Source organism: Tepidisphaeraceae bacterium (assembly GCA_035998445.1).
GTDB lineage: Bacteria > Planctomycetota > Phycisphaerae > Tepidisphaerales > Tepidisphaeraceae > DASYHQ01.
In genome coordinates, this window is sequence record DASYHQ010000032.1 from 1 (window position 1) to 20,462 (window position 20,462).

A 20,462-nucleotide genomic window follows, 5' to 3' on the forward strand; every position below is an offset into this window, starting at 1 on the left:
AGCGTCGGGCGAAGTAGAGCGGGTCCTCGTCGGTGCCGCCGACGGCGGCGCTGTAGTTGCTGTTGATGCCGCCGACGAAGCCACCGGCCCCGGCGACGTTGCTGGCGGCCCAGACCTGGCCGAGCGCGTCGGTGTAGGCGCCGCCACCGGCGTTGACGCGGACGGTCGTGCCGCCGCTGACCGGCGTGCTCTGCGTCGTGGCGCTGGCCACGTTCGACGCCACCGAGTTCGGCGCCCCGGCGGCGCCGGTGGCGGTCACGCGGTAGTGGTAGGTCGTGTCGGCGACCAAGCCTCCGTCGGTGTAGGACGTGGCGTTGGCGGCCAGCGTGGCCACCGACGTGAACGTCGTGCCGCCGTCGCTGGATCGTTCGACGGTATAACCGGCTTCGTCCCCAGCGTTGTCGGTCCAGGTGAGGCCGACCTGCGACGACGAGGTGGCCGTAGCCGACAGGCCCGACGGTGCCAGCGGCGCCGTTGGCGTCACGGGGCCGGCGGAGATCACTTCGATCGCGCTGACGATGGCGTTGTCGCGTGTGGCGAGGAAGCGCAGGTCGAGCGAGCCGTCGGTGACGGTGACGTTGAACGTCTTGACCAGCGCGTTCAGCTTGCCGCCGGCCTCGGCGAAGATGTCGAAGTTGGTCAGGATCTGCTGATCCTCAGCCGTCACTCCGAACCGCCGCTGGTTGCTCGAACCCATGACGGGTTCCGCGAAGTGCAACCGGAGCGTGTAGTTGCCGTTGGCGACGGCGGTGTTGAAGGCGAAGTCGGCGCCGTAGCGACGAGCGTAGTAGAGCGGATCGTCATTGGTGCCGCCGACCTGTGCGGCGTAGTTGCTGCTGGTGCCACCGGTGAACGCGGTGTTGGCGCTCCAGGTCAGGCCGTTGGAGTCGGTATAGGTGCCACCGCCTGCGTTGACGCGGACGGTCGTGCCGTTCCCGACCGTCGGTCGGGTCGCGCTCGCCGTGCCGCTCTCGGTCGACGAGTTACCCGAGAGGTCGACGGCGACCACGTAGTAGTAACTGGGCGCGCCGGCGGGTGCCTGTCCGTCAAAGTAGCTCGAGGCCGACAGCAGGCTCCCGTTCACCTTGGCGTACGGGCCGCTCGGGCTGGACGCGCGGAAGACGTTGTAGCCGGCCAGGTCCGTGTCGCTGTTGTTGTTCCAGTCGAGCGAGATGCCGGTCGTGCTGGCCGTTGCGCTGAGGTTGGCGGGGATCGCCGGTGGCACGCCGTCCATCGCGACACCGTTGGCCGCAGCGAACGGGGACTCGTTGTTATCGTGATCCACGGCGGTCACGCGGTAGTAGCTGACGACGCCCGCGGGCGCCCCGGCATGAGCGAAGAACGAGCTGGTCAGCAGCCCGTCGTTCAGCTTGGTGAACCCGGTGTTGGACGACGTCGAGAAGTAGACGTTGTACCCCGCAAGGTCCTGTTCACCGTTATCTGCCCAGTCGAGCGTGACGCCCGAGGCCGATCCGGTAGCCATCAGGCCCATGGGAACGCTGGGGGTCGTGCCGTCGAGCTGGCGCGTGGCGTTGGCCGTTGCATTGCCCGATTCCAAGCCCGAGGTGTCGACCGCGCGGACGCGGTAGTAGCTGACGACGCCCGCCGGCGCGTTGACGTCGACGAACGTCGTGCTGACGACGCGGCTGCCGTTCAGCTTCGTGAACGTCCCGTTGCTCGAGTCGCTGCGGTAGACGTCATAACCGGCGAGGTCCGACTCGGTGTTGGCGGTCCACGTGAGCGAGACGCCCTGATCGCCGCCGCTGGCCACCAGGTTGCGCGGCGTGGCCGGGGCGCTGGTGTCGACGGTGCGCGTCGCGGTGATGGAGGCGGGCGCCGACTGGCTGTTGAACGTGTTGCTCGCGATCACGCGGTAGTACATCGCCACGCCGGGCGTCGCGGTCGTGTCGGTGTACTGGGACTGCGTCAGCAGCGCGCCGTTCAGCTTCGTGTACGTGCCGTTGGCGCTCGTGCTGCGGTAGACGTCGTACCCGGCGAAGTTGTTGGGCGCGTTGTCGTTCCAGTTCAACGCGATGCTGCTGGTCGACGCGGTGGCGGTCAGACCGGTGGGGGCAGCGGGGCCCTCGGGCTTGATGTTCGTGATCAGGTAGATGTTGTCCTGATAGTCGAAGTTGATGCGCAGGTAGTCCATCCCGACCAGATAGGTGTCGGGGATCACGTTGCCATTGGCGTCCTTGGCGACGTAGAAGCGCACGTGGTGACCGTGTCCACTCCCCTCCGGCCCCTGCGGGTTCAGGGTGTCGTCGCTCAATTCACCGGCAAGGTTGAACCCGAACACGCCGGTGGCGTTGAACGACGCGAACGCGTCCTGCGTGCGGTTGGTGCCCGACCGGGCGGGCAGGATCGACTGAGCCATGTGGTCGTCGTGCGTCACGATCGACGTGAGCGAGTTGGGCGAGCCCTTGGGGAACCGGCGAATCGTCGCGTTTTTGCCCTGGGTGTGGAAGGCGGCCAGTTGGCGCACCTGTATTGGCTTCTGCGAGTCGGCCTGCTGCCAATAGGCGCTCATCACCTCGTCTACGGAAATCGGTGCGCTCTTGCCGCCGGACTTCTGGATATCGACGCCAGGCGTGACGGCCAGCGTCTTGAAGCCGAACAGGTTGAAGACGCCCTGCAGGTCGGGTTCCTTGTTGTGCTCCGACTGAACCTGATAGCGCCCGCCGAGCGCGACGGAGACCGTCGGTTCATCCGAGTCATTCGTGTTGAACGTCAGCGTGCCGCTGCGCACGAGGGTGGTCGTGCCACCGTCGAGGACGAACTTCACCTGCATGTCGTAGAACGTGCCGGGCGCGATGGGGCCGCTCGGGGCGTTCAGCACGACCCAACCGGTGGGGACGGTCACGTTGCTGACCGTCAGGGGCTGGTTGCCGGTGTTGCGGATGCGCAGGGTGCCGGTGTCGTGCACGACGTCCGGGGTCGTCTCGTTCAGCTTGCCGATGCGGTGGAACGCCATGCGTTCATCGAGGCCGACGTTGTCCAGGCTCTTCACACCCACCTCTGGCCCGGCCGCCGCGGCCCGGACGTTGGAGATGATGAAGACGATGTCGTTGCCGTCGTAGCTGCCGTCGAACTCCTCGACGCCGACCACGTACGTGTTCGGCACCACGGTGCCGTCGGGCGTCTTCATCGGGTAGAAGCGGAACTTGTGCTTGTTCTGCGCCGCCCAGGTGTTCAGCGCGTCCTCACTGAAGGCATCGCGGAAGTTGACGTTGTCGGCGTCCTTGAATCCGGGCCAGGTCGTGTACAGGCCGAAGCTCTTGTTGCCCGGATCGAACAGCGTCGTCCCGTTGACCGTCGGCGCCACCGTCTGCGCGTCGGCGGTGGGAACGGTGAACAGCGGCGTCTTGGCGCCGGTGGAGCCCGGCGTGTAATAGCCCAGCGTGAGCGCGGGGTTGCTCGCGAGGCCCATGACCGCCAGCGGGGTGATGGTGACGGGCTGCGACGAGTCGGCGCGCAGCAGGCGCTCCATGCCGCTGACCTCTTCGTTGGCGCCGAGCGGTTCGGTCGAACTGTACAGGGCGGTGCTGCCGGGGTTCGTGTCGCCGACGTTGGTCGGGATCTGGTACAGATTGAAGATGGCGGCCAGCGACGGTTCGTTGTTGCCACCGATGCCGCTCGTGCCCAAGCCGCGCAGCGCGATGACGGTATTGGGCTGGTCGGGATCGTTGCTCTTGATCGTCAGGGTCGCGGTCTTCAGGCCGAGCGAGGTCGCGTTCATCGCGACGTTCACGACCAGGCTCTGGCCCGGCTGGATCGACTGCGGCAGCTCCGGCTTGCCGACGAAGACGAACTGGTTGGCGTTGGCGCCACCGATCGTCAGACCGTCAGACGGAAAGGCGAGCGGCTGGGTGCCATTGTTGGTGATCTTGATGGCCTGCGCGGGACCGGGCACGTTGGTGCCACTGGAGACGCGTACGTCGTTGAAGTGGTAGGCCTCCTTCTCCACCGAGACGTTGGCGCCGGGGGCGATCGGGCGCATCAGCGTGAGCTGGTTGCCGCCGTACTCGGCGACGTACAGGTAACCGTTGAGCGTGTTCTCGGTGATGTCGAGCGGGTCGACGAAGTGCGTCATGCCCGCGAGGCCACTGGTGGCGGCCCCGATCGAGCCATCGTCGCCGACGTCGAGGATCAGGATGTCGTCGCCACCGCTGTAGCGCGCCACGAGCATCTTGCCCTTGAGCGCGCCACCGAAGGTGTTGCTCTTGTACTCGATGACGCCGTTCGGCGAGTAGTTTTGCCCGAACACGTACGCGGGGCCCGAGTAGTTCGCAGCCGGCTGCGTGCCGACCGGGTAGGACCACTGTTCGTTCACGTCGACGCCGCTGGTCGGGTTGCCACCGTGTGCGTAGAACTCGTTGCGCGACGGGTTGGGGTGACCGTAATATCCGTTGGCCTTCACGTCGTAAAGCCAGTCGTCCTGCGTCTGCTTGACGTTGGTGATCTGCGACGTGGTGGGGGTCGCGGGCAGCGTCCCGTTGGCGGCCGAGCCATTGGTGGGGGCGTAGAGGTGCCCGTTGCTGTGCCACAGCAGATCGTACCCGTTGCGCACGCCGGTGGCGTACAGCTTCACCGGCGCATTGCTGGCGAAGGGATTGTAGGAGCCGCCGACATCGCTGGTGCGGACGTTGATCGGACCGGTATTGTTGAAGTCAGCCGCGATCGCCGCGACGTCGACCTGGAGGACGGCGGCGGTCAACTGAGATTCCGTGCGCTGGTTCCAGGCGAAGTCCTGGCCACCCATGGCTGACATCGAACCCTGCTGGAAGTAGAGCTTGCCATCGGGGCCGAACACCGGCTGGTTGGTCGTGTGGTCGCGGTAGCTGCGCGGCAGGTCGACCACGAAATCGCGGTACGTGCTGAGCGATGATCCGGTCAGACGGGAGATCTTGCCACTGTGGTTGGCGGCGCCGACCTGCTTGTAGTCGCTGTGCGCAACCCACAGGATCAGGTTCGACGCGGTCGACGCCGGGTCGAACGTCACGCCGGAGATCAACCGGTTGCCACCATTGTTGTTCTTGACGGTCGAGATGACCTGCGCCACGCCGAGCGTACCGTTGGCGTTGATCGGGTAGCGATAGATGTCGCCGGCGTCCGTGGGGGCGTACAGGCGCCCGTCGGGACCGATGCTGACGCCGGTGAACTTCTGCCCGGTGGCGGTGGGCAGCGCGATCTTCTCGAACGCGATCACGGAGTCGGGCTGGACGACGGCGTTGCCGGTCGTGAACGTGGCGCTGTACGGCAGGAAGCTCGCGCCGCTGGTGTCCTTCAGTTCATCGGTCACCTGGAACGTGTACGACGTGTTCGGGTCCAGTTGGCTGGAGGGCTGCAGGACGATCGCGCCACCGGCGGCGTCGGTGTTCAGGACGGCGTTGACCAGCGCGCCGTCGCTCGTGCGCACGAGGCGCACCGCGGCGGAGGTCAACGTCGCCGAATCGACGCCGGCGCCCGAGGTGGGCAGCATCAGGTCGGCTGCGACGAACGACGTCGGCACGACGTCCGACGCGCCGTTGCCCGGACGCGTCGCGGTGATCGACGGACGGCTGTTCAGCGGCGCGCCCGGCAGGATCTCAAATCGGTCGAACGTGGCGGTGAAGTCCGGCGTGCCGGAGCTCTTCTTGGCCGCGAGGATGCCGGTGGTGGAGGCGGTGTTGAAGAACTCGTTCTTCTTGGTGCCGCTCAGCGTCAGCTCACCGCCCAGCTTCACGACGGCGCCACCGTTGATGCGGTAGTAGGCCAGCACCTTGCCGGTGGTGGCGTTGCCGCTCATGAAGAGGTCCAGGGTCGAGATGCCGTTGAACCCACCGATATCCGTGTACGACGTCGGCGTCGCCAACGAGTGCGTGTAGCTCGTGCCGACCAATGTCTCATCGATGAACTGAAGCATCGGCGTGCCGCCGACGTTCACGGCCACCAGCTTGACGTAGTTGTCCTGGTTCGGTCCGAACATCAGGCCAGCCTGATTATTGTTGGCCGTGTAGTTGCTCAGCGGACCCACGAGGCGCACGCTGACCGTGAACCCGGCTGCTCCCGTGGCGTCGAACTTCGTCTCCAGCGCATTGCGGAGCGTGCTGTCGTCGTTGTAGTTGGTGCCGGTGCTGCCCGTGCCCTGCGCGGTAACCGTGAGAACGCCCGCCGTGGTGTCCAGGTCGATCAGGCTCGGCACGTACTCGGCGTCCGGCGAGCCGTTCATCACCTGCACGTGCGTGAAGCCGGTGCCCTGCCCGTCCTTGTCGAGCATGCCACCACCGTCCTGGTCGAAGTCGAGCAGGAACGGCAACGACTGGATGGCCGACGGGTTGCCCGCCAACAGGCGGCGGTCCTCGAGCCGCTCGACCACGCTGTTGACGGCACGACGCAACCGAACCCCTGACGTAAGCTTCTTAAACACAGATAATCCCTTGATAGACGGCACTGATCACTGATGGTCTGGGGACCCGCGCACCCACGCAGGGCCCCTCTCACAACGTACTAGAAGCAAAGGACGACGCCGAACCAAAATCGCATCGCCTCAGGTCCGATATATTTATCATCGGGTCGTGCGGGAGGGCCGCAACGTCTGGGAGGGAAACGACTCGTAGCACCTACCGACTTCACCCAACCCCACCCCGTTTGCAATCGCATACGTCGTGACACTTAGAATACGGCAAAAGAACCTAAACGGATACAAAAATCCGCGTTAATTGCTGTTCAACACGCGGTGGGGAAATGGGCAAGGACGTCTTCAATTCTTGAGCGAACAGCGACACGTGAAGCTCTTCCAGCATCCAACGGAGGTGCTGCACGTCCAGATCGTCAAAGCGATCTGACGCGTCCAAATAACGTTCCCAAAGCCGGTTAAAGATAGCCGCGTTCGCTTGGTCGCGCGTCGTTCCACCCATGACCAATTTTCGGTGACGCGCACCGTACGCCTTCACGAACCGCGGAAGATGGGTAAGCCAAGTAGGCGGTGTAATTGTTAAGAAACTCTTGAAAATAAGGTGCGTCAATCGTTCTCTCAGGTCTGTGATGGTCGCGTGTGCGTTCGATGGGGCGGGTTGGCCCAGTTGAAGCGTGACAGCTTGGTACTCGGCCAGCGTCTGGCGCGTAATACGCCAGACGTCGCTGGCAACGATCGCCAGGTCATTCCAAGCGCGATCGATACGTCGTGCGAACTCGTCCTTTGTCCGAATCGGGTCACCATCCGCGAACAGCAGGCGGTCGGCGATGGCGGTGCGCAACTCGACCTTCAGGTCCTGAGCGCTCCCCAGTCGGCTGTATAGCACCGCGGTCTTGGGGAAGTCGGGCAGGGCGTTGATGGCGTGGCTGAGCTCTTCGCGGAACTCGATCAGGAACAAACGGCGCAGGCCCAGACGCGAGGCGGCGGCCGCTTTGTCGGGTGAATCGAGCAGACGCAACGCAACGCTGTTGCCTTCATCGATGACCGCCGGATAGGCGATCAGCCGAATCCCCGGCCGGTCGATCTCGATGCGCTCCGGCAGGTCGCCGAAGTCCCACGCGCGCAGGCCGTCGCGGTCGAACGTGGTGCTCGGCAGTTCACGGATGAGCTGGGCGATGTTCTCGCTAAGCCGTTCGCGCAGCGGGATCAGATCGCGATCCTGACCCAGCGCCTTGCCGGTGTCGTCGACGACGCGCAGGTTCATGCGCAGGTAGTCGGGCAGCAGGTGATCCTGCCACTGCACCGTCGGCACGAGCTCGCCGACGATCTTGCCGATATCCCACGCCAGCGCGTCCTTGAACGATCCCTGCCGATACTTGCCCAGCAGCACCGGCGCGACGCGGGCCGCCACCTCGGGCACGGGGATCAGCTTCACGCGCAGCGGCTTAGGCAGTTGGCGGATGAGCACTTCGATCTTCTCGCGCAGCAGGCCGGGCACCAGCCATTCGAACGGTGCCGGTGACAACCGGTTCAGCGCCGCCAGCGGGATCTCCGCCGTCACACCGTCGGCTTCGTCGCTCGGGTCGAACACGTACGACAGCGGCAGGGTGACGCCGTCGATGTCGGCCGAGTCGGGGAACTGGTCGGACGCCACCGGCTGCGTGCCGGGCACGATCAGGTCCTCGATCGACATGAACAGCGCCCGGCGGTCCTGCCGCTCGGCGGCGCGGCGCCACTCCTCGAACAGCTTGCCGTCGTACACGCCCGCGGGCACCTTGGCGTCGTAGAACGCGAACCGGCTTGCGGAGTCGGTCAGCAGGTTCTTCCGCCGGGCCTTCGCCTCCAGCAGTTCCACGTCGCGCAGCAATTGATCGTTATGCCGCCGCCACGGGGCGTTGGTGGCATACTGGTTCTCGATTAGCGCCGCCTGGATGAAGATCTGCCGCGACTGCTTCGGGTCGATCGGGCCGAAGTTCACGCGCTTGCGCGGCACGATCACCAGGCCGTACAGCGTCTGCTTCTCGTACGCGCTCACGCTGGCGCCACCGCGGTAGTAGTGCGGCTCGAAGTACGTCTTCTTCACGAGGTGGCCCGCCATCCGCTCGATCCACTCAGCCTTGATGCTGGCGTTCACGCGGGCGTACAGCTTCGTCGTCTGCACGATCTCGGCGGCCATCACCCAGCGCGGCTTGGCGGTGAATAATCCCGAGCCCGGGAACAGGCTGAACTTTACGTTGCGCGGCCCCTCGTACTCGTGCGTGTCGGTCTTCATGCCCACGTTGGCCAGCAGCCCGCTCAATAGCGCGCGATGGACGGCGTCGTAAGTCGCCGGCCGCGCGTTGAACGACAGGCCGAAGTCCTCCATCAGCGTGTGCAACTGGTAGTAGACGTCGCGCCACTCGCGCATACGCACGTACGACAGGAAGTTCTGCTTGCACGCCTTGCGCAGCTTGCTGTGCGAAAGGTTCTCCTGCTGCTCGGTGAAGAACTTCCACAGCTTCAATAGTGCCAGGAAGTCCGACTGCTCGTCCCGCCATTGCTTGTGCGCCTCGTCGGCGGCCTGCTGCTGGTCGAGCGGGCGCTCGCGCGGGTCCTGTACGCTCAGCGCCGCTGCGATCACCAGCACCTCGTTCAGGCAGTGCTCGTGCGTGGCCTCGAGGATCATTCGCGCAATGCGCGGGTCGACCGGAAGCTTCGCGATGTCGCGGCCGACGTGGGTCAGCGCGTTCAACTCGTCCACCGCGCCCAGTTCGTGCAGGGTCTGATAGCCGTCCTTTACCTGTCGGTAGTCAGGGGGTTCGACGAACGGGAACTCCTGCACCTCGCCCAGCCGCTGCGACTTCATCTGAAGGATGACGTTGGCGAGGTTGGTGCGCAGGATCTCCGGCTCGGTGAACTGCGGGCGGCTCTGGAAATCTTCTTCGGAATACAGGCGGATGCAGAGGCCTGGGCCCACGCGGCCACAACGGCCCTTGCGCTGGTCGGCGCTGGCGCGGCTGATCGGTTCGATCGGCAGCCGTTGCACCTTGTTACGCGCGTTGTACCGACTGATGCGGGCGAAGCCGGTATCGATGACGTAGTGGATGCCCGGCACGGTCAACGACGTCTCGGCGACGTTCGTCGAAAGCACGATGCGCCGCCGGCCGTGCGGTTGGAAGACGCGCATCTGCTCGTCGGCCGCCAGGCGCGCGTACAACGGCAGGACCTCCGCATCGCGCGGGCCGTGCTTGCGCAGTTCTTCCGTCGCCTCACGAATGTCGCGCTCACCGGTCAGGAAGACCAGTACATCGCCCGGTCCCTCACGGCAGACTTCGTCGACGGCCGCCAGCAACGCGCTCGATTCCATCTCGTCGGCGGCGTCGATGTCGTCGGCGACGATTGGTCGGTACCGCACCTCCACCGGATATGTTCGGCCCGACACCTCGATGATCGGCGCATCCGAGAAGTGCTTGCTGAACAGCTGCGGGTTGATCGTCGCCGACGTCACGATCAGCTTCAGGTCAGGTCGCTTGGGCAGCAGCTGCGACAGGTGGCCCAGGAGGAAGTCGATGTTCAACGAGCGCTCGTGCGCCTCGTCGATGATGATCGTGTCGTAGTTTTCCAGGAAACGATCGGAACCGATCTCGGCCAGCAGGATGCCGTCGGTCATCAGCTTTACGAGCGTGTCCTGCGAGGTCTTGTCACCGAACCGCACCTTGTAGCCCACCACCTGACCCAGCGGGCGGCCAAGTTCGTCGGCGATGCGCTGAGCAACGCTGCGCGCGGCCACTCGACGCGGCTGAGTGTGACCAATCAGGCCCCGCACGCCACGGCCAAGCTCCAGGCAGATCTTGGGTAGCTGCGTGGTCTTGCCGCTGCCCGTTTCGCCACACAGGATGATGACCTGGTTGTCTCGGATCGCGTCGGCGATCTCGTTGCGCTTCTGCACGATCGGCAGCGCATCGTCGTAGTTGATCTTCGGCACGAGCTCACGGCGATGCGTGACCCGGGCCGCAGAACGATCGATCTCGGTGGTCAACTGCGCCGCGGTGGTATCAAGCGGTTTACCGTCGGCGACGGAACGTTCGAGCGTGCGCAGCCGCTGCCGCAAGCGGTGCCGGTCCCGCAGCAGAACGTGATCGAGTCTGGTGTAGAGCTCGGTGAAATTAGGCGCAGCCGATTCCAAGGGCGGGACATTCTAGCCGCTCGGAAGGCTCAATTCTCCTTTTTCTCAGCCAGGTTTACGCCCGCACCGACGATTCTCGGCACGATGTCGACCCTACCTCTGTGAAGTTACTAGATCGGCGACCGCCGGCGCGACAGCAGCAGGCCCATTCCCGCCAGCCCGAGCGTGCAGAGGCCCAAAGGCTCGGGGACGACGCTGGTTTCGACGCTGATCTGCCCGGTCGCGTAGTCGAACTGCTGGCCCCCGTCGTACACGCGCCACGACAGGCCATCGGCCAAGGTCGGGAGGATGATCGACGAGAAAGTGCCGCTGACGCCCGTGTTGGTCGTCCAGTCGAACAGGTCGTAAGTTTGCCCAGCAGCGAAGGCGACGCCCGATGCATCGACTTGAAGCGTCCCGCCGAAGGCGAGGTCGTAGCTCGTGCTGTTCGTGGAGTTCACCGCGATTGTGTCATGCCCCGAGCCGTTGAACAAATCGAAGGCGGTCGCGCCGAGCAGCGTAAGGTTGCGATCGAAGGTGAGCGTCCCCGGTGCACTGCTGGAGGTGCCGGGCGCCAGTGTGGCGTCGGCGTTGACGGTCGCAGGCCGCGCGATCTTGCCGGTGCCACCGAGCGTTCCATCGTTCGCGACAACGGCTGCGGCCGACGACGACATCGTTCCGGTGACCAGCAGGGTCCCGCCGTTGATGGTAGTTGCGCCATTATAGGAGATCGTTGCGCTCGCGAGCGTAAGGGTGCCGCCATCCACCTTGGTGATTGCGCCGGTGCCGGTGCTGTTGGTGAGCGCGCCGGAGAGCAGGGACGCGCCACTGCCACCGATCGTGACGGTGTTGCCGTTCAGGTTTGCCGGGGAAGCAAGTGTGAAGCGGTTGGTCGAGTTATTGATCCACGACTGGGTGCCACCAAGCTTGAACGCGCTGGTGTTGATCGTCAGGTCACCGCTGCTGGTGTTATCCATCAGGATGCCAACGCCGGCGACGCCGTTGATGGTGCTGCCGTTGGTCTGAAACGTGGGTGCGCCGGAGTTCTGGCCGAGCGGATTGCTGGTGATCTCGATGCTGTTGACCGTGCTCCCGGTCATCCAGATGCCGCCGATCACGGTGACGTGCGTCGAGATGGACGGCTGGTAAGCGGCGGCGCTATCGAAGACGGCGATGCGGTCGGGCGCCAAGGGGGCGCTCGCTGGCGACCAGTTGGCATTCGTGTTCCAGTTTGAATCGGTGTTCCCGACCCACGCCCGCGTCTCCAGCGCCGCGTGTGCCGCCGTCGGCAGCAGGATCGCTGCGACAAGGGTGGCGGTGGCGCGCTCGTATCCGACCGTGTGCTTCCTCGACTGCATCTGCATCTGTCCTCTCCTGTGATGGGTTAATCCAAGGTCAATCGCGACGTGACGTTCTTCTTGATGTAGGAGGCCTGGTACGTGTTGACGTGTCCGTCGAGGAACAGCACGTTGGCGGCCTTCCTGTTGTTGTGACGGTAAATGTCGAAGCTGCGCCCACCCGCCCACAGTTGGGCCCGATCCTTCAGGCTGTAGTCCTGGAAGCTGTCGGCGACATGAATCAGGCTGCTGGCCGGCCTGCGCGCCTTGGTGAGCTTGCGCGGCAGGGTCTGGTCACGCGGGGCTGGGCTCAGGTGAATCAGGTAGCCCGACTCCGCGACGCCGCTCAGGTACGGCTGAATGTCGTACCCGGTCGGCTGATACTCCGGGCAGACGAAGACCGAGCGCCGAAAGGACGCGCGGTCGCCGTCGTTGAAGGCGTAGATGTACGGGATCGTCAACGAGGTGCCCGCCCACCGGGGCCGTCCCATGTAAGGCCCCAGGGCGTGGACCATGCCGTACGAGCTGTGGTTCGGAATCGAGTTGTCGAGGTTGTGCTTCCAGTTGACCGGGGGCAGGTAACCGCGGTTGTCGTTGGCGTACATGCTGAACATGATGCCGATCTGCCGAAAGTTCGCGGCGCACGTCAACGTGTTCGCGTGCTGCCTGGCCTTGCTGAGCGCCGGCAAAAGCATGGCGACGAGGATGCTGATAATCGAGATTACGACCAGCAGTTCGACGAGGGTGAAGCCTCGGCAAGTCTGCCCGGTTGGTGTCCGTTTCCACATCGGTATCGCTCCGTTACTGTCCTGGACGCGTCGTCGCTGGCGGCGCGCTGATCGAGGCGCGCGGAACCCATTCCACCGGTAACGTCACGTGCTGTGTCGGGGCACGCTTGCGCGTCACATCGCGCCCGATGCCGTCGAACAGCAGCTCCATGGCGACCCGGCCCATTTCGACCGAGGGCTGTCGCACGGAGGCCAGTGGTGGGTCCAGCCAGCGACACAGCGGCGAGTCGTCGAACCCGACGATGCTCACGTCCGCCGGGATGCGCAGGCCCATGCCGCGGATCGTCCGATACGCCTCGGCGGCCACCTGATCGTCCGAGTAGAAGACGGCCGTCGGGCGGTCCTCACGCGACAGAAGCTGCCGCGTGCAGCGCGCGATTCGCTCAGACCAGTCTTCCTGCGGTTGCACGGCCAGGTCGACCACGCGCGACCGGTCGAACGGCAGCCCGCGGTCGCCGACCGCGTCGCGCAGGCCCTCCAGGCGTGCGCGAACGGTGCCGGCAGCCATGTTCCCGATGAACCCGAACGTCCGGTGGCCCAGATCGACCAACGCATTGCCGACCATCAGCCCACCGGCATGGTTGTCGGCCGTGACCGACGCGACCTCGAGGTCGCGCGTGTGTTCGTCGACGAGCACGAACGGAAAGCCCTTCTGCTTCAGTTCGATCAACGCCTCGGTGAAGCGGGGGTGGTGCCACGACAGGATCAACGCCCCGTCGGCCGACCGGTCGGGCAGACCCTTGAGGATCGCGATGTCGTGATCCATGCGGTTGTGCGCATCGTACACCTGCACCTGGTAGCCACGTTCGCCGCCCAGCAACTGTGCGCCGCGGGCGATCTGCACGCACTGTTCGAATGCGAGGTCGGGCACGATCACCCCGATCTCGCGGGTCGCAAGGTCGGCCTGGCGCACGAACAATCCCTTGCCCGGGCGTCGTTCGATCAGACCTTCTCGAATCAACTGATCGGTCGCCCGACGGACCGACACCCGGCTGATGCCGTTCTCGCGGCAAAACTCCTGCTCGGTCCCCACGAACTCACCCGCCTTGCGCGATCCGTCTTGGATGGCAGTGCGGAGCTTTACCAAGAGCTCGTCGTACACCGTTGTACTACGGGTATTAATACATGTGTTATACACGGGGGGATTGTGTACTGTGAATGGTCCATAGTCAAATGATTTGCCAAAAACTGTCCTATATTGCGTGAAAGAAGCTCGATAAGTTCAGGAAGCCGATCGCGCGGCGTCGGAATAGATGTTCTGGCCACCTGTTGCCTATACCGTTGCGTTCAATCGTGTTACAGTTCGCTGCCAACCGGCCGCCACGTATCTGATGCTGAAGTTCATTCTCTTTCGCATCCTCCAGTTCCCACTGATCCTCGCGATCATCTACGTCGTCACCTTTCTGCTGGTCTGGGTTGCGCCAGGCAGCCCATTCGAGCGCACCGATCGCGCGATCGACCCAAAGATTATCGAGCTGAAAAAGGAACAACTGCACGCTGCCAGCGCGTTGGAATTTCTGACCTACTACCCATGGAACGTAATCCGGCACGGCGACTTCGGGCCGAGCCTGAATTACGAGGAATGGTCGGTTAACGACATCATTAAATCTGGTCTGCCGGTCTCGGTAACGCTGGGCCTGCTTGCGATCACGATCGCCACGTTCGCCGGGGTGGCGATCGGGGCGGCCGGGGCGGCGTGGCGGGGGGGCGTGGTGGATTGGCTCGGGCTGGGCGTCGCGCTCGTGGGCATCAGCTTGCCGGGCTTCGTCACCGCGGGGCTGCTGATCACGATTTTCTCCGTGAACCTGAAGTGGTTTCCAGTCGGCGGGTGGGGCACGCTGTCGACGATGATCCTGCCGGCGATCGCGCTGGCGCTGATGCCGATGGCCTACATCACGCGCCTGTCGCGGGCCGCGATGATCGACGTGCTCGGCAGCGACTTCATCCGCACCGCCCGCGCTAAGGGGCTGAGTAAACCGTCCGTCGTTGTAAAGCACGCATTGAAGAACGCCATGCTGCCGGTGCTGAGCTACATCGGCCCAGCGACCGCAGCGGCGATGACCGGGTCGTTCGTTGTCGAGAAGGTCTTCAACATCCATGGCCTCGGCGAGCATTTCGTCAACAGCGTGCTGAACCGTGACCAGACGCTCGTGCTGGGTGTGGTGATGGTCTACTCGACGCTGCTGCTCGGCATGAACCTTCTGGTCGATTTGAGCTACGCGCTCGTCGACCCGCGCATCGATCTGAGCGACAAGGGGGCGGCATGACCGCCATCACCACGACGGTGAACATGTCCCCCGCGGCGCCACCGGTCGACAACCTCGGCCGACGTTTGCTGGGGAGCGGGCGCGTGATGATTGGTGGCGCGATCGTGCTGCTGATCGCGCTCGCCTGTATCGCGAGCCTGCCGTGGACCAGCGACGGTGGCGTCGGTGGCACCGGTGCCGGCACGTGGTACTACGATCGACAGGAGGCGGGCGGTAGCCGCTTGCCGCCCGATGTGTCGTCAGTCGATCGCTGGTTCGGCACCGACGTGCTGGGCCGCAGCCTGCTGGCCCGCTGCCTGTTCGGTGGCTGCATCAGCCTAGCGATCGGCCTCGCGGCGGCGGTCATATCCATGGTGCTGGGCGTGGGTGTCGGGCTGCTGGCCGGGTATCGCGGCGGATGGACCGACGCCATCCTCATGCGGCTGGTCGACATCCTCTACGGCCTGCCCTACATCCTGATCATCGTGCTGCTGAAGTTTGCGCTCGAGCCGATCGTCATCGATTGGCTGACGGCCCTGAACCTGCACGTCTTGCCCGACCGGTTGAAGTTTCCACCCGCCGGCGCCGCCAACGTGATTACGATGTTCATCGCGATCGGGTCGGTCAGCTGGCTGACGATGGCGCGGGTGGTGCGCGGGCAGGTGCTCAGTTTGCGCAACCAGCCGTTTATCGAAGCCGCGCGGGCTGCCGGTCTGACCGAGATGCGTATTTTCGGCACGCACCTGCTACCAAACCTGATCGGACCCGTGATTGTTTATGCGACGCTGACCGTGCCCCGGGCGATTCTGGAAGAATCGCTGCTAAGCTTCCTTGGCGTCGGCGTGCAGCCACCGGTACCGACGTGGGGATCGCTGGCGTCGGACGGCATCGGGCTGGCGCTGAACCCCGTCAACAGTCGATGGTGGCTGTTGTTGTTCCCCTGTTCCTTGCTGGCGGTTACCTTGCTGGCGTTGAACTTCCTGGGGGATGGCCTGCGCGACGTGCTCGATCCGAAGCGCGGCGCCGCGCGAATGTGAACCCGCCGACCGCCTGTCATTGGCCAAGGCTTACTGCGAGCGAGTGACTTCATGGAGAATCGCTTCGGCATCAAAGACTTCCTGCTGCTGACCCTCGTGGTCGTGCTGATCGTGATGGTCGCGCTGGCGATGAAGCAGTACGACCGGCAGTGGAACGAACTGCGCGCGATCCGCGCCAACATCGACGCGCAGTCGCGCGATTTGCGCGATCTGCAGGGCCGCATTGCCAGTGGCGCGATTGCGGCTCGGCCGGCGGAAGGTGGAGCGGCGCCGGCGACGACGCAGGCGATCGATCCGAGAGACCCCTTTGCGTACATCCGCGCCGCCAAAGCCAAGCCCGACTATGCGGCCGGTGACTGGCTGGTGCAGGTGTTTCCCGGGCAGGTGGCCAAGCTGACGCCGTTGCTGTCGGGCGATGCGTACGCGAGTCAGGTGCAGGGGCATATCCAGGAATCGCTGGCCACGCGTGACTTTAATACGTTGGACTGGAAGCCGTTGCTGGCGACGGATTGGCGCGTCGAGGACAACACCGCCGCCTGGGACGAGTACGCCGCAAAGCGCCGTGCCGTGCCATTGACCGAAGAAGAGGTGCGCCAGGACGCAGCCTTCCCGAAGGATGAGCCGGCCGAGGCGCAGCAGGCGTACATCACCGAGCGCCTGCGCATCGGCCGAACGAACGCGGATATCGCCAAGGAGCCGGAGACGCCCGTGGCGCTGGCCGTTCGGTTCAAGCTCCGTCCCGGCGCGCAGTTCAGCGATGGCCGGCCTGTCACCGCTGACGATGTCGTCTTCAGCTATAACTTCGTGATGAACCCCGCCATTGCTGCGCCACGGCATCGCGCGTACCTGGAGCGCATCAAGGCGGTCAACAAGATCGCTGACGACGAGGTCGAGTTCATCTACAAGGAACCCTACTTCGAGGCGTTCGACCTGGCCGCGACCATGCCGATTATGCCGAAGCACTTTTACGAGAAGTTCGGGGCCGAGGAATTCAACCAGTCGGTCGGCCTGCTGATGGGGTCGGGCCCGTATCGCTTGGAAAGCCCGACCAACTGGAAGCCGGGCACGCCGGTGCAGCTCGTGCGCAACGAACGCTACTGGGGCGTCGCCCCGGCGTTCAATCGGCTCGTGTTTCGCGAGATCAGCAGCGACAAGGGCCGCCTTGCCGCGTTCCGCAATGGTGAGACGGACACGTTCGGGGCCACGCCCGAACAGTACCGCGAGCTGATCAAGGACGAGCCGCTGATGAAGCGCGTCCAGCGGTTCGAGTATCAGAACCCGGTGGGCGGCTATCGCTACGTTGCGTGGAACCAGAAGAACCCGTTGTTCGCTGACAAGCGCGTACGGCAAGCACTCACGATGCTGCTGGACCGCCCGCGGATGATCAACGAGATCGCGCTCGGCTATGCGGTGCAGTCGACCGGCCCGTTCAACCCGCTCAGCAAGCAGTACAGCCCGGACGTAAAGCCCTGGCCATACGATGTGGACCGCGCCAAGAAGCTGCTGGCCGACGCCGGCTTTGCCGATCGGAACAACGACGGCGTGATCGAGTTGCCGGATGGCAAGCCCTTCGAGTTCCGCCTCACCTATCCCGGTGGGGGCGGCAACTACGAGAAGATGGTGCTGTTCATGAAGGACGCCTACGCCCGGGCCGGCATCGTGCTGAAGCCCGACCCGCTCGAATGGGGCGTCTTCACCAGCCGGTTGAACGACAAGAACTTTGAAGCGATCAGCCTCGGTTGGAGCAGCGGCATCGAGTCGGACATCTACCAGATGTTCCACAGCTCCCAGACCGGCCCAGGCGGTGACAACTTCATGTCGTACGTGAGCAAGCCGCTCGACGCGCTAATCGAGGCCGCCCGCACGACCGTCGATGAGTCGGCCCGCATGCCGCTGTGGAACAAGGCGCACGAGGTGCTTCACGAGGACCAGCCGTACACGTTCTTGTGGTTCCCCAAGTCGCTGTCGTTCGTCGATGGGCGCATCGAAAACGTCGAGCAGGTCAAGCTGGGCCTGACCCCGAACGAAGTGTGGTACGTGCCGCGCGATGAGCAGCGGTATACGCAATAGAGGTGCAGGAGCAGTGGGCATTGATTGACGACAACGGCTCTCGGAACTGCCCGCCGCCCACTGATCGCTGACCCATTCTTCCCGACCTGCTTTGGCACGATTATGCTCAGTTACGTCATCCGCCGATTGCTCTTGATGATCCCCACGCTGATCGGCGTGACGCTGCTCGTCTTCCTCATCATGGCGATGGCGCCGGGGGGCTTGGGCGCCGGCCTGCGCGACGAGGCCGGCAGCATGCGGCCGGAACAGCGCAAGGTGATCGAGGACTACTACAAGAAGCGTTACGGTCTCGATCAGCCGCTCTGGCGCCAGTACCTGCGGTGGGCCAACCAGGTATCGCCCGTCGGTCTGAAGGACGCCGGCGTCGGGTTCCCCGCCAGTTGGCGAGTGGGAGTGAAGGTGCCCGATCTGGGCGAGAGCTTCCTGCGCAAGCGCCCGGTGATCGACGTGGTCGCCGACACACTGCCGATCACGCTGCTGTTGAACCTCATCACGATTCCGATCATCTACGTGATCTCGATCCTCAGTGGCATCTACGCGGCGAAGTACCGTGGCAAGACGTTTGATGTGGCCAGTGGCACGGCGTTCCTGGCGCTCTGGTCGCTGCCGACGATGTGGGTCGGCGTGATGCTCCTGGGCCTGCTGGCCAACCGCGATAACCTTCAGTGGTTTCCCACCGCAGGGTTGCACGACACGCAGGCGGGGCTGATGTCGTTCCTGCCAAGCTGGGGTGGCGAATCCGGCTTCGAACGCGGCTGGCTGCTCGATACGCTCTGGCACCTGGCGCTTCCGGTCCTCTGCCTCACGTATGGCGGGTTCGCGTTCATGTCCAAACTGATGCGCGCCAGCGTGCTGGAAAACCTGCAATCCGACTACGCCCGTACTGCCCGCGCCAAGGGCTTGGCCGATCGTGTCGTGTTGATGCGGCACGTCCTGTCGAACAGTTTGCTACCGCTCATCACCGTGGCCGCAGGCATCCTGCCGGGGCTGCTGGGTGGGTCGCTCATCGTCGAGACGATCTTCAGCATCAACGGCATGGGCCGGCTGATGATCGAGGCCATCCAGATGAAGGACCGCGAACTGGTGATGAGCCAGACGTACGTGATCGGCGCGATCAGCCTGCTCTGCGTAATCGTCTCGGACGTCTGCTACGCGATCGCCGACCCGCGGGTGAGCTATGAGTAACGCCGGCGCCATACCTGCGGGCGACGCGTCACCGCCGCCCCCGTCCGACCCGTCGGCACCGTTCGGCAGCGACCGTGTGGCGCCGGTGGAAGAGGTCGCGCCGCGCTCGTGGACGGCGGAAGTCTTGGCCAGCACCGTGTCGCGCACCGGCGCGAAAATCGGGCTAATTTGGATCGCCATCGTCGCGTTCTGCGCTATTTTTGCTCCGCTGCTAGCCAACAGCTATCCGCTGATTGCAAAAGTGGATGGCGAGGTCTCGTTCCCCGTCGTCCGCCACTTCACGGCGGCGGACGTGACGCTGTTGATCGGCGTCGTCATCGTGGCGGTGCTCTGGGTCCTGCCGATGCGCCGCAAGCTGACGGTGTGGACCGGCATCGGCCTGATCACGGCCGTTGCCGTCCTCTCGCTGATCTTCGTGAGCCCACCGGCTACGGAGATCTTCGAATCGCACCGCGAGGCCGTAGCCGACGGCCGCGTGCAGTGGGCGGTGCGCGCGCCGGTGCCGTACAGCGTGGGCGACCGCCAGCGCGATGTGCCCGCGTTTGAAGTTCCCCACCCGTGGGCCCCTAGGTTGAAGCACCCGATGGGCACCAACACGCTCGGCGCCGACATCCTTTCGCACATGATTCACGCCTGCCGGATCGCGATGGCGATCGGGGTGATTTCGACCGGCATTTCGATGGTGATCGGCGTGATCATCGGTGGGTTGATGGGGTACTTCGCCGGCATCGTCGATTTGCTTGGCAGCCGGTTGATCGAGATCTTCGCGGCGATCCCGACGATTTACCTGCTGCTGACTTTCATCGCAGCGTTCCCGGAGTACCGCAGCATATACTTGATCATGGCGATCATCGGCCTGACGAGCTGGACGGGCGACGCCCGATTCGTGCGTGCCGAGTTCCTGAAGCTGCGCAAGCAGGACTTCGTCCACGCCGCCATCGCCGCCGGGCTGCCGCTGCGATCGGTGCTGTTTCGGCATTTGCTGCCCAACGCGCTGGCGCCGCTGTTGGTCAGTGCCAGCTTCGGCGTCGCAGGCGCGATTTTGGCCGAGAGCACGCTGAGCTTCCTGGGGCTGGGCATTCCGATCGGCGATGCCAGCTGGGGGCAGTTGTTGAACGAGGCCATTAGCGCGGGTGGTGGCTTCAACTGGTGGCTGGCGACGTTCCCGGGCGTGGCCATCTTCTTCACCGTCTTCGCCTACAACATGATCGGCGAGGCCGTGCGCGACGCCTTGGACCCACGAATGCGAGGGACGTAA

The 20,462-nt window shown here is 64.5% G+C and carries 10 protein-coding genes; 5 read left to right on the plus strand and 5 right to left on the minus strand.

All coding sequences use genetic code 11. From position 1 onward, the window contains the following. From VGN72_12420 to VGN72_12440, 5 genes are all read right to left on the minus strand, one after another. A partial coding sequence (locus tag VGN72_12420; protein ID HEV7300165.1) for a malectin domain-containing carbohydrate-binding protein occupies positions 1 to 6,409 on the minus strand: 6,409 nt, incomplete at its 3' end. A gap of 265 nt (positions 6,410 to 6,674) precedes the next feature. After that, positions 6,675 to 10,562: an ATP-dependent RNA helicase HrpA gene (gene hrpA / locus VGN72_12425; GenBank protein HEV7300166.1), complete on the minus strand. Its 3,888-nt coding sequence runs from the start codon at positions 10,560 to 10,562 to the stop codon at positions 6,675 to 6,677. 110 nt (positions 10,563 to 10,672) lie between these two features. Further along, positions 10,673 to 11,905: a hypothetical protein gene (locus tag VGN72_12430; protein ID HEV7300167.1), complete on the minus strand. Its 1,233-nt coding sequence runs from the start codon at positions 11,903 to 11,905 to the stop codon at positions 10,673 to 10,675. A 20-nt stretch (positions 11,906 to 11,925) separates the two neighbouring features. Further along, positions 11,926 to 12,666: a prepilin-type N-terminal cleavage/methylation domain-containing protein gene (locus tag VGN72_12435; protein HEV7300168.1), complete on the minus strand. Its 741-nt coding sequence runs from the start codon at positions 12,664 to 12,666 to the stop codon at positions 11,926 to 11,928. Between the two features lie 13 nt (positions 12,667 to 12,679). Further along, complete coding sequence (locus VGN72_12440) at positions 12,680 to 13,768, minus strand: GntR family transcriptional regulator (GenBank protein HEV7300169.1); 1,089 nt, start codon at positions 13,766 to 13,768, stop codon at positions 12,680 to 12,682. Between the two features lie 229 nt (positions 13,769 to 13,997). Here VGN72_12440 and VGN72_12445 point away from each other — a divergent pair, with 229 nt between their 5' ends. The 5 genes from VGN72_12445 to VGN72_12465 all read left to right on the plus strand — a co-directional run bounded on the left by VGN72_12445 (position 13,998) and on the right by VGN72_12465 (position 20,462). Then, positions 13,998 to 14,933, plus strand: coding sequence for an ABC transporter permease (locus tag VGN72_12445; GenBank protein HEV7300170.1), 936 nt, complete (start codon positions 13,998 to 14,000; stop codon positions 14,931 to 14,933). Then, positions 14,930 to 15,949 carry an ABC transporter permease gene (locus tag VGN72_12450; protein HEV7300171.1) on the plus strand — a complete coding sequence of 340 codons (1,020 nt, stop codon included), beginning with the start codon at positions 14,930 to 14,932 and terminating at the stop codon, positions 15,947 to 15,949. Before VGN72_12445 ends, VGN72_12450 begins: the two co-directional genes overlap by 4 nt. Positions 15,950 to 16,000: 51 nt before the next feature. Then, positions 16,001 to 18,019, plus strand: a complete 2,019-nt coding sequence (locus VGN72_12455) for an ABC transporter substrate-binding protein (GenBank protein ID HEV7300172.1) — start codon at positions 16,001 to 16,003, stop codon at positions 18,017 to 18,019. Between the two features lie 102 nt (positions 18,020 to 18,121). Further along, positions 18,122 to 19,204, plus strand: coding sequence for an ABC transporter permease (locus VGN72_12460; GenBank protein ID HEV7300173.1), 1,083 nt, complete (start codon positions 18,122 to 18,124; stop codon positions 19,202 to 19,204). Next, a complete protein-coding gene (locus VGN72_12465; GenBank protein HEV7300174.1) occupies positions 19,197 to 20,462 on the plus strand; it encodes an ABC transporter permease in 1,266 nt (421 codons plus the stop codon). The genes VGN72_12460 and VGN72_12465 overlap by 8 nt, the downstream gene beginning before the upstream one ends.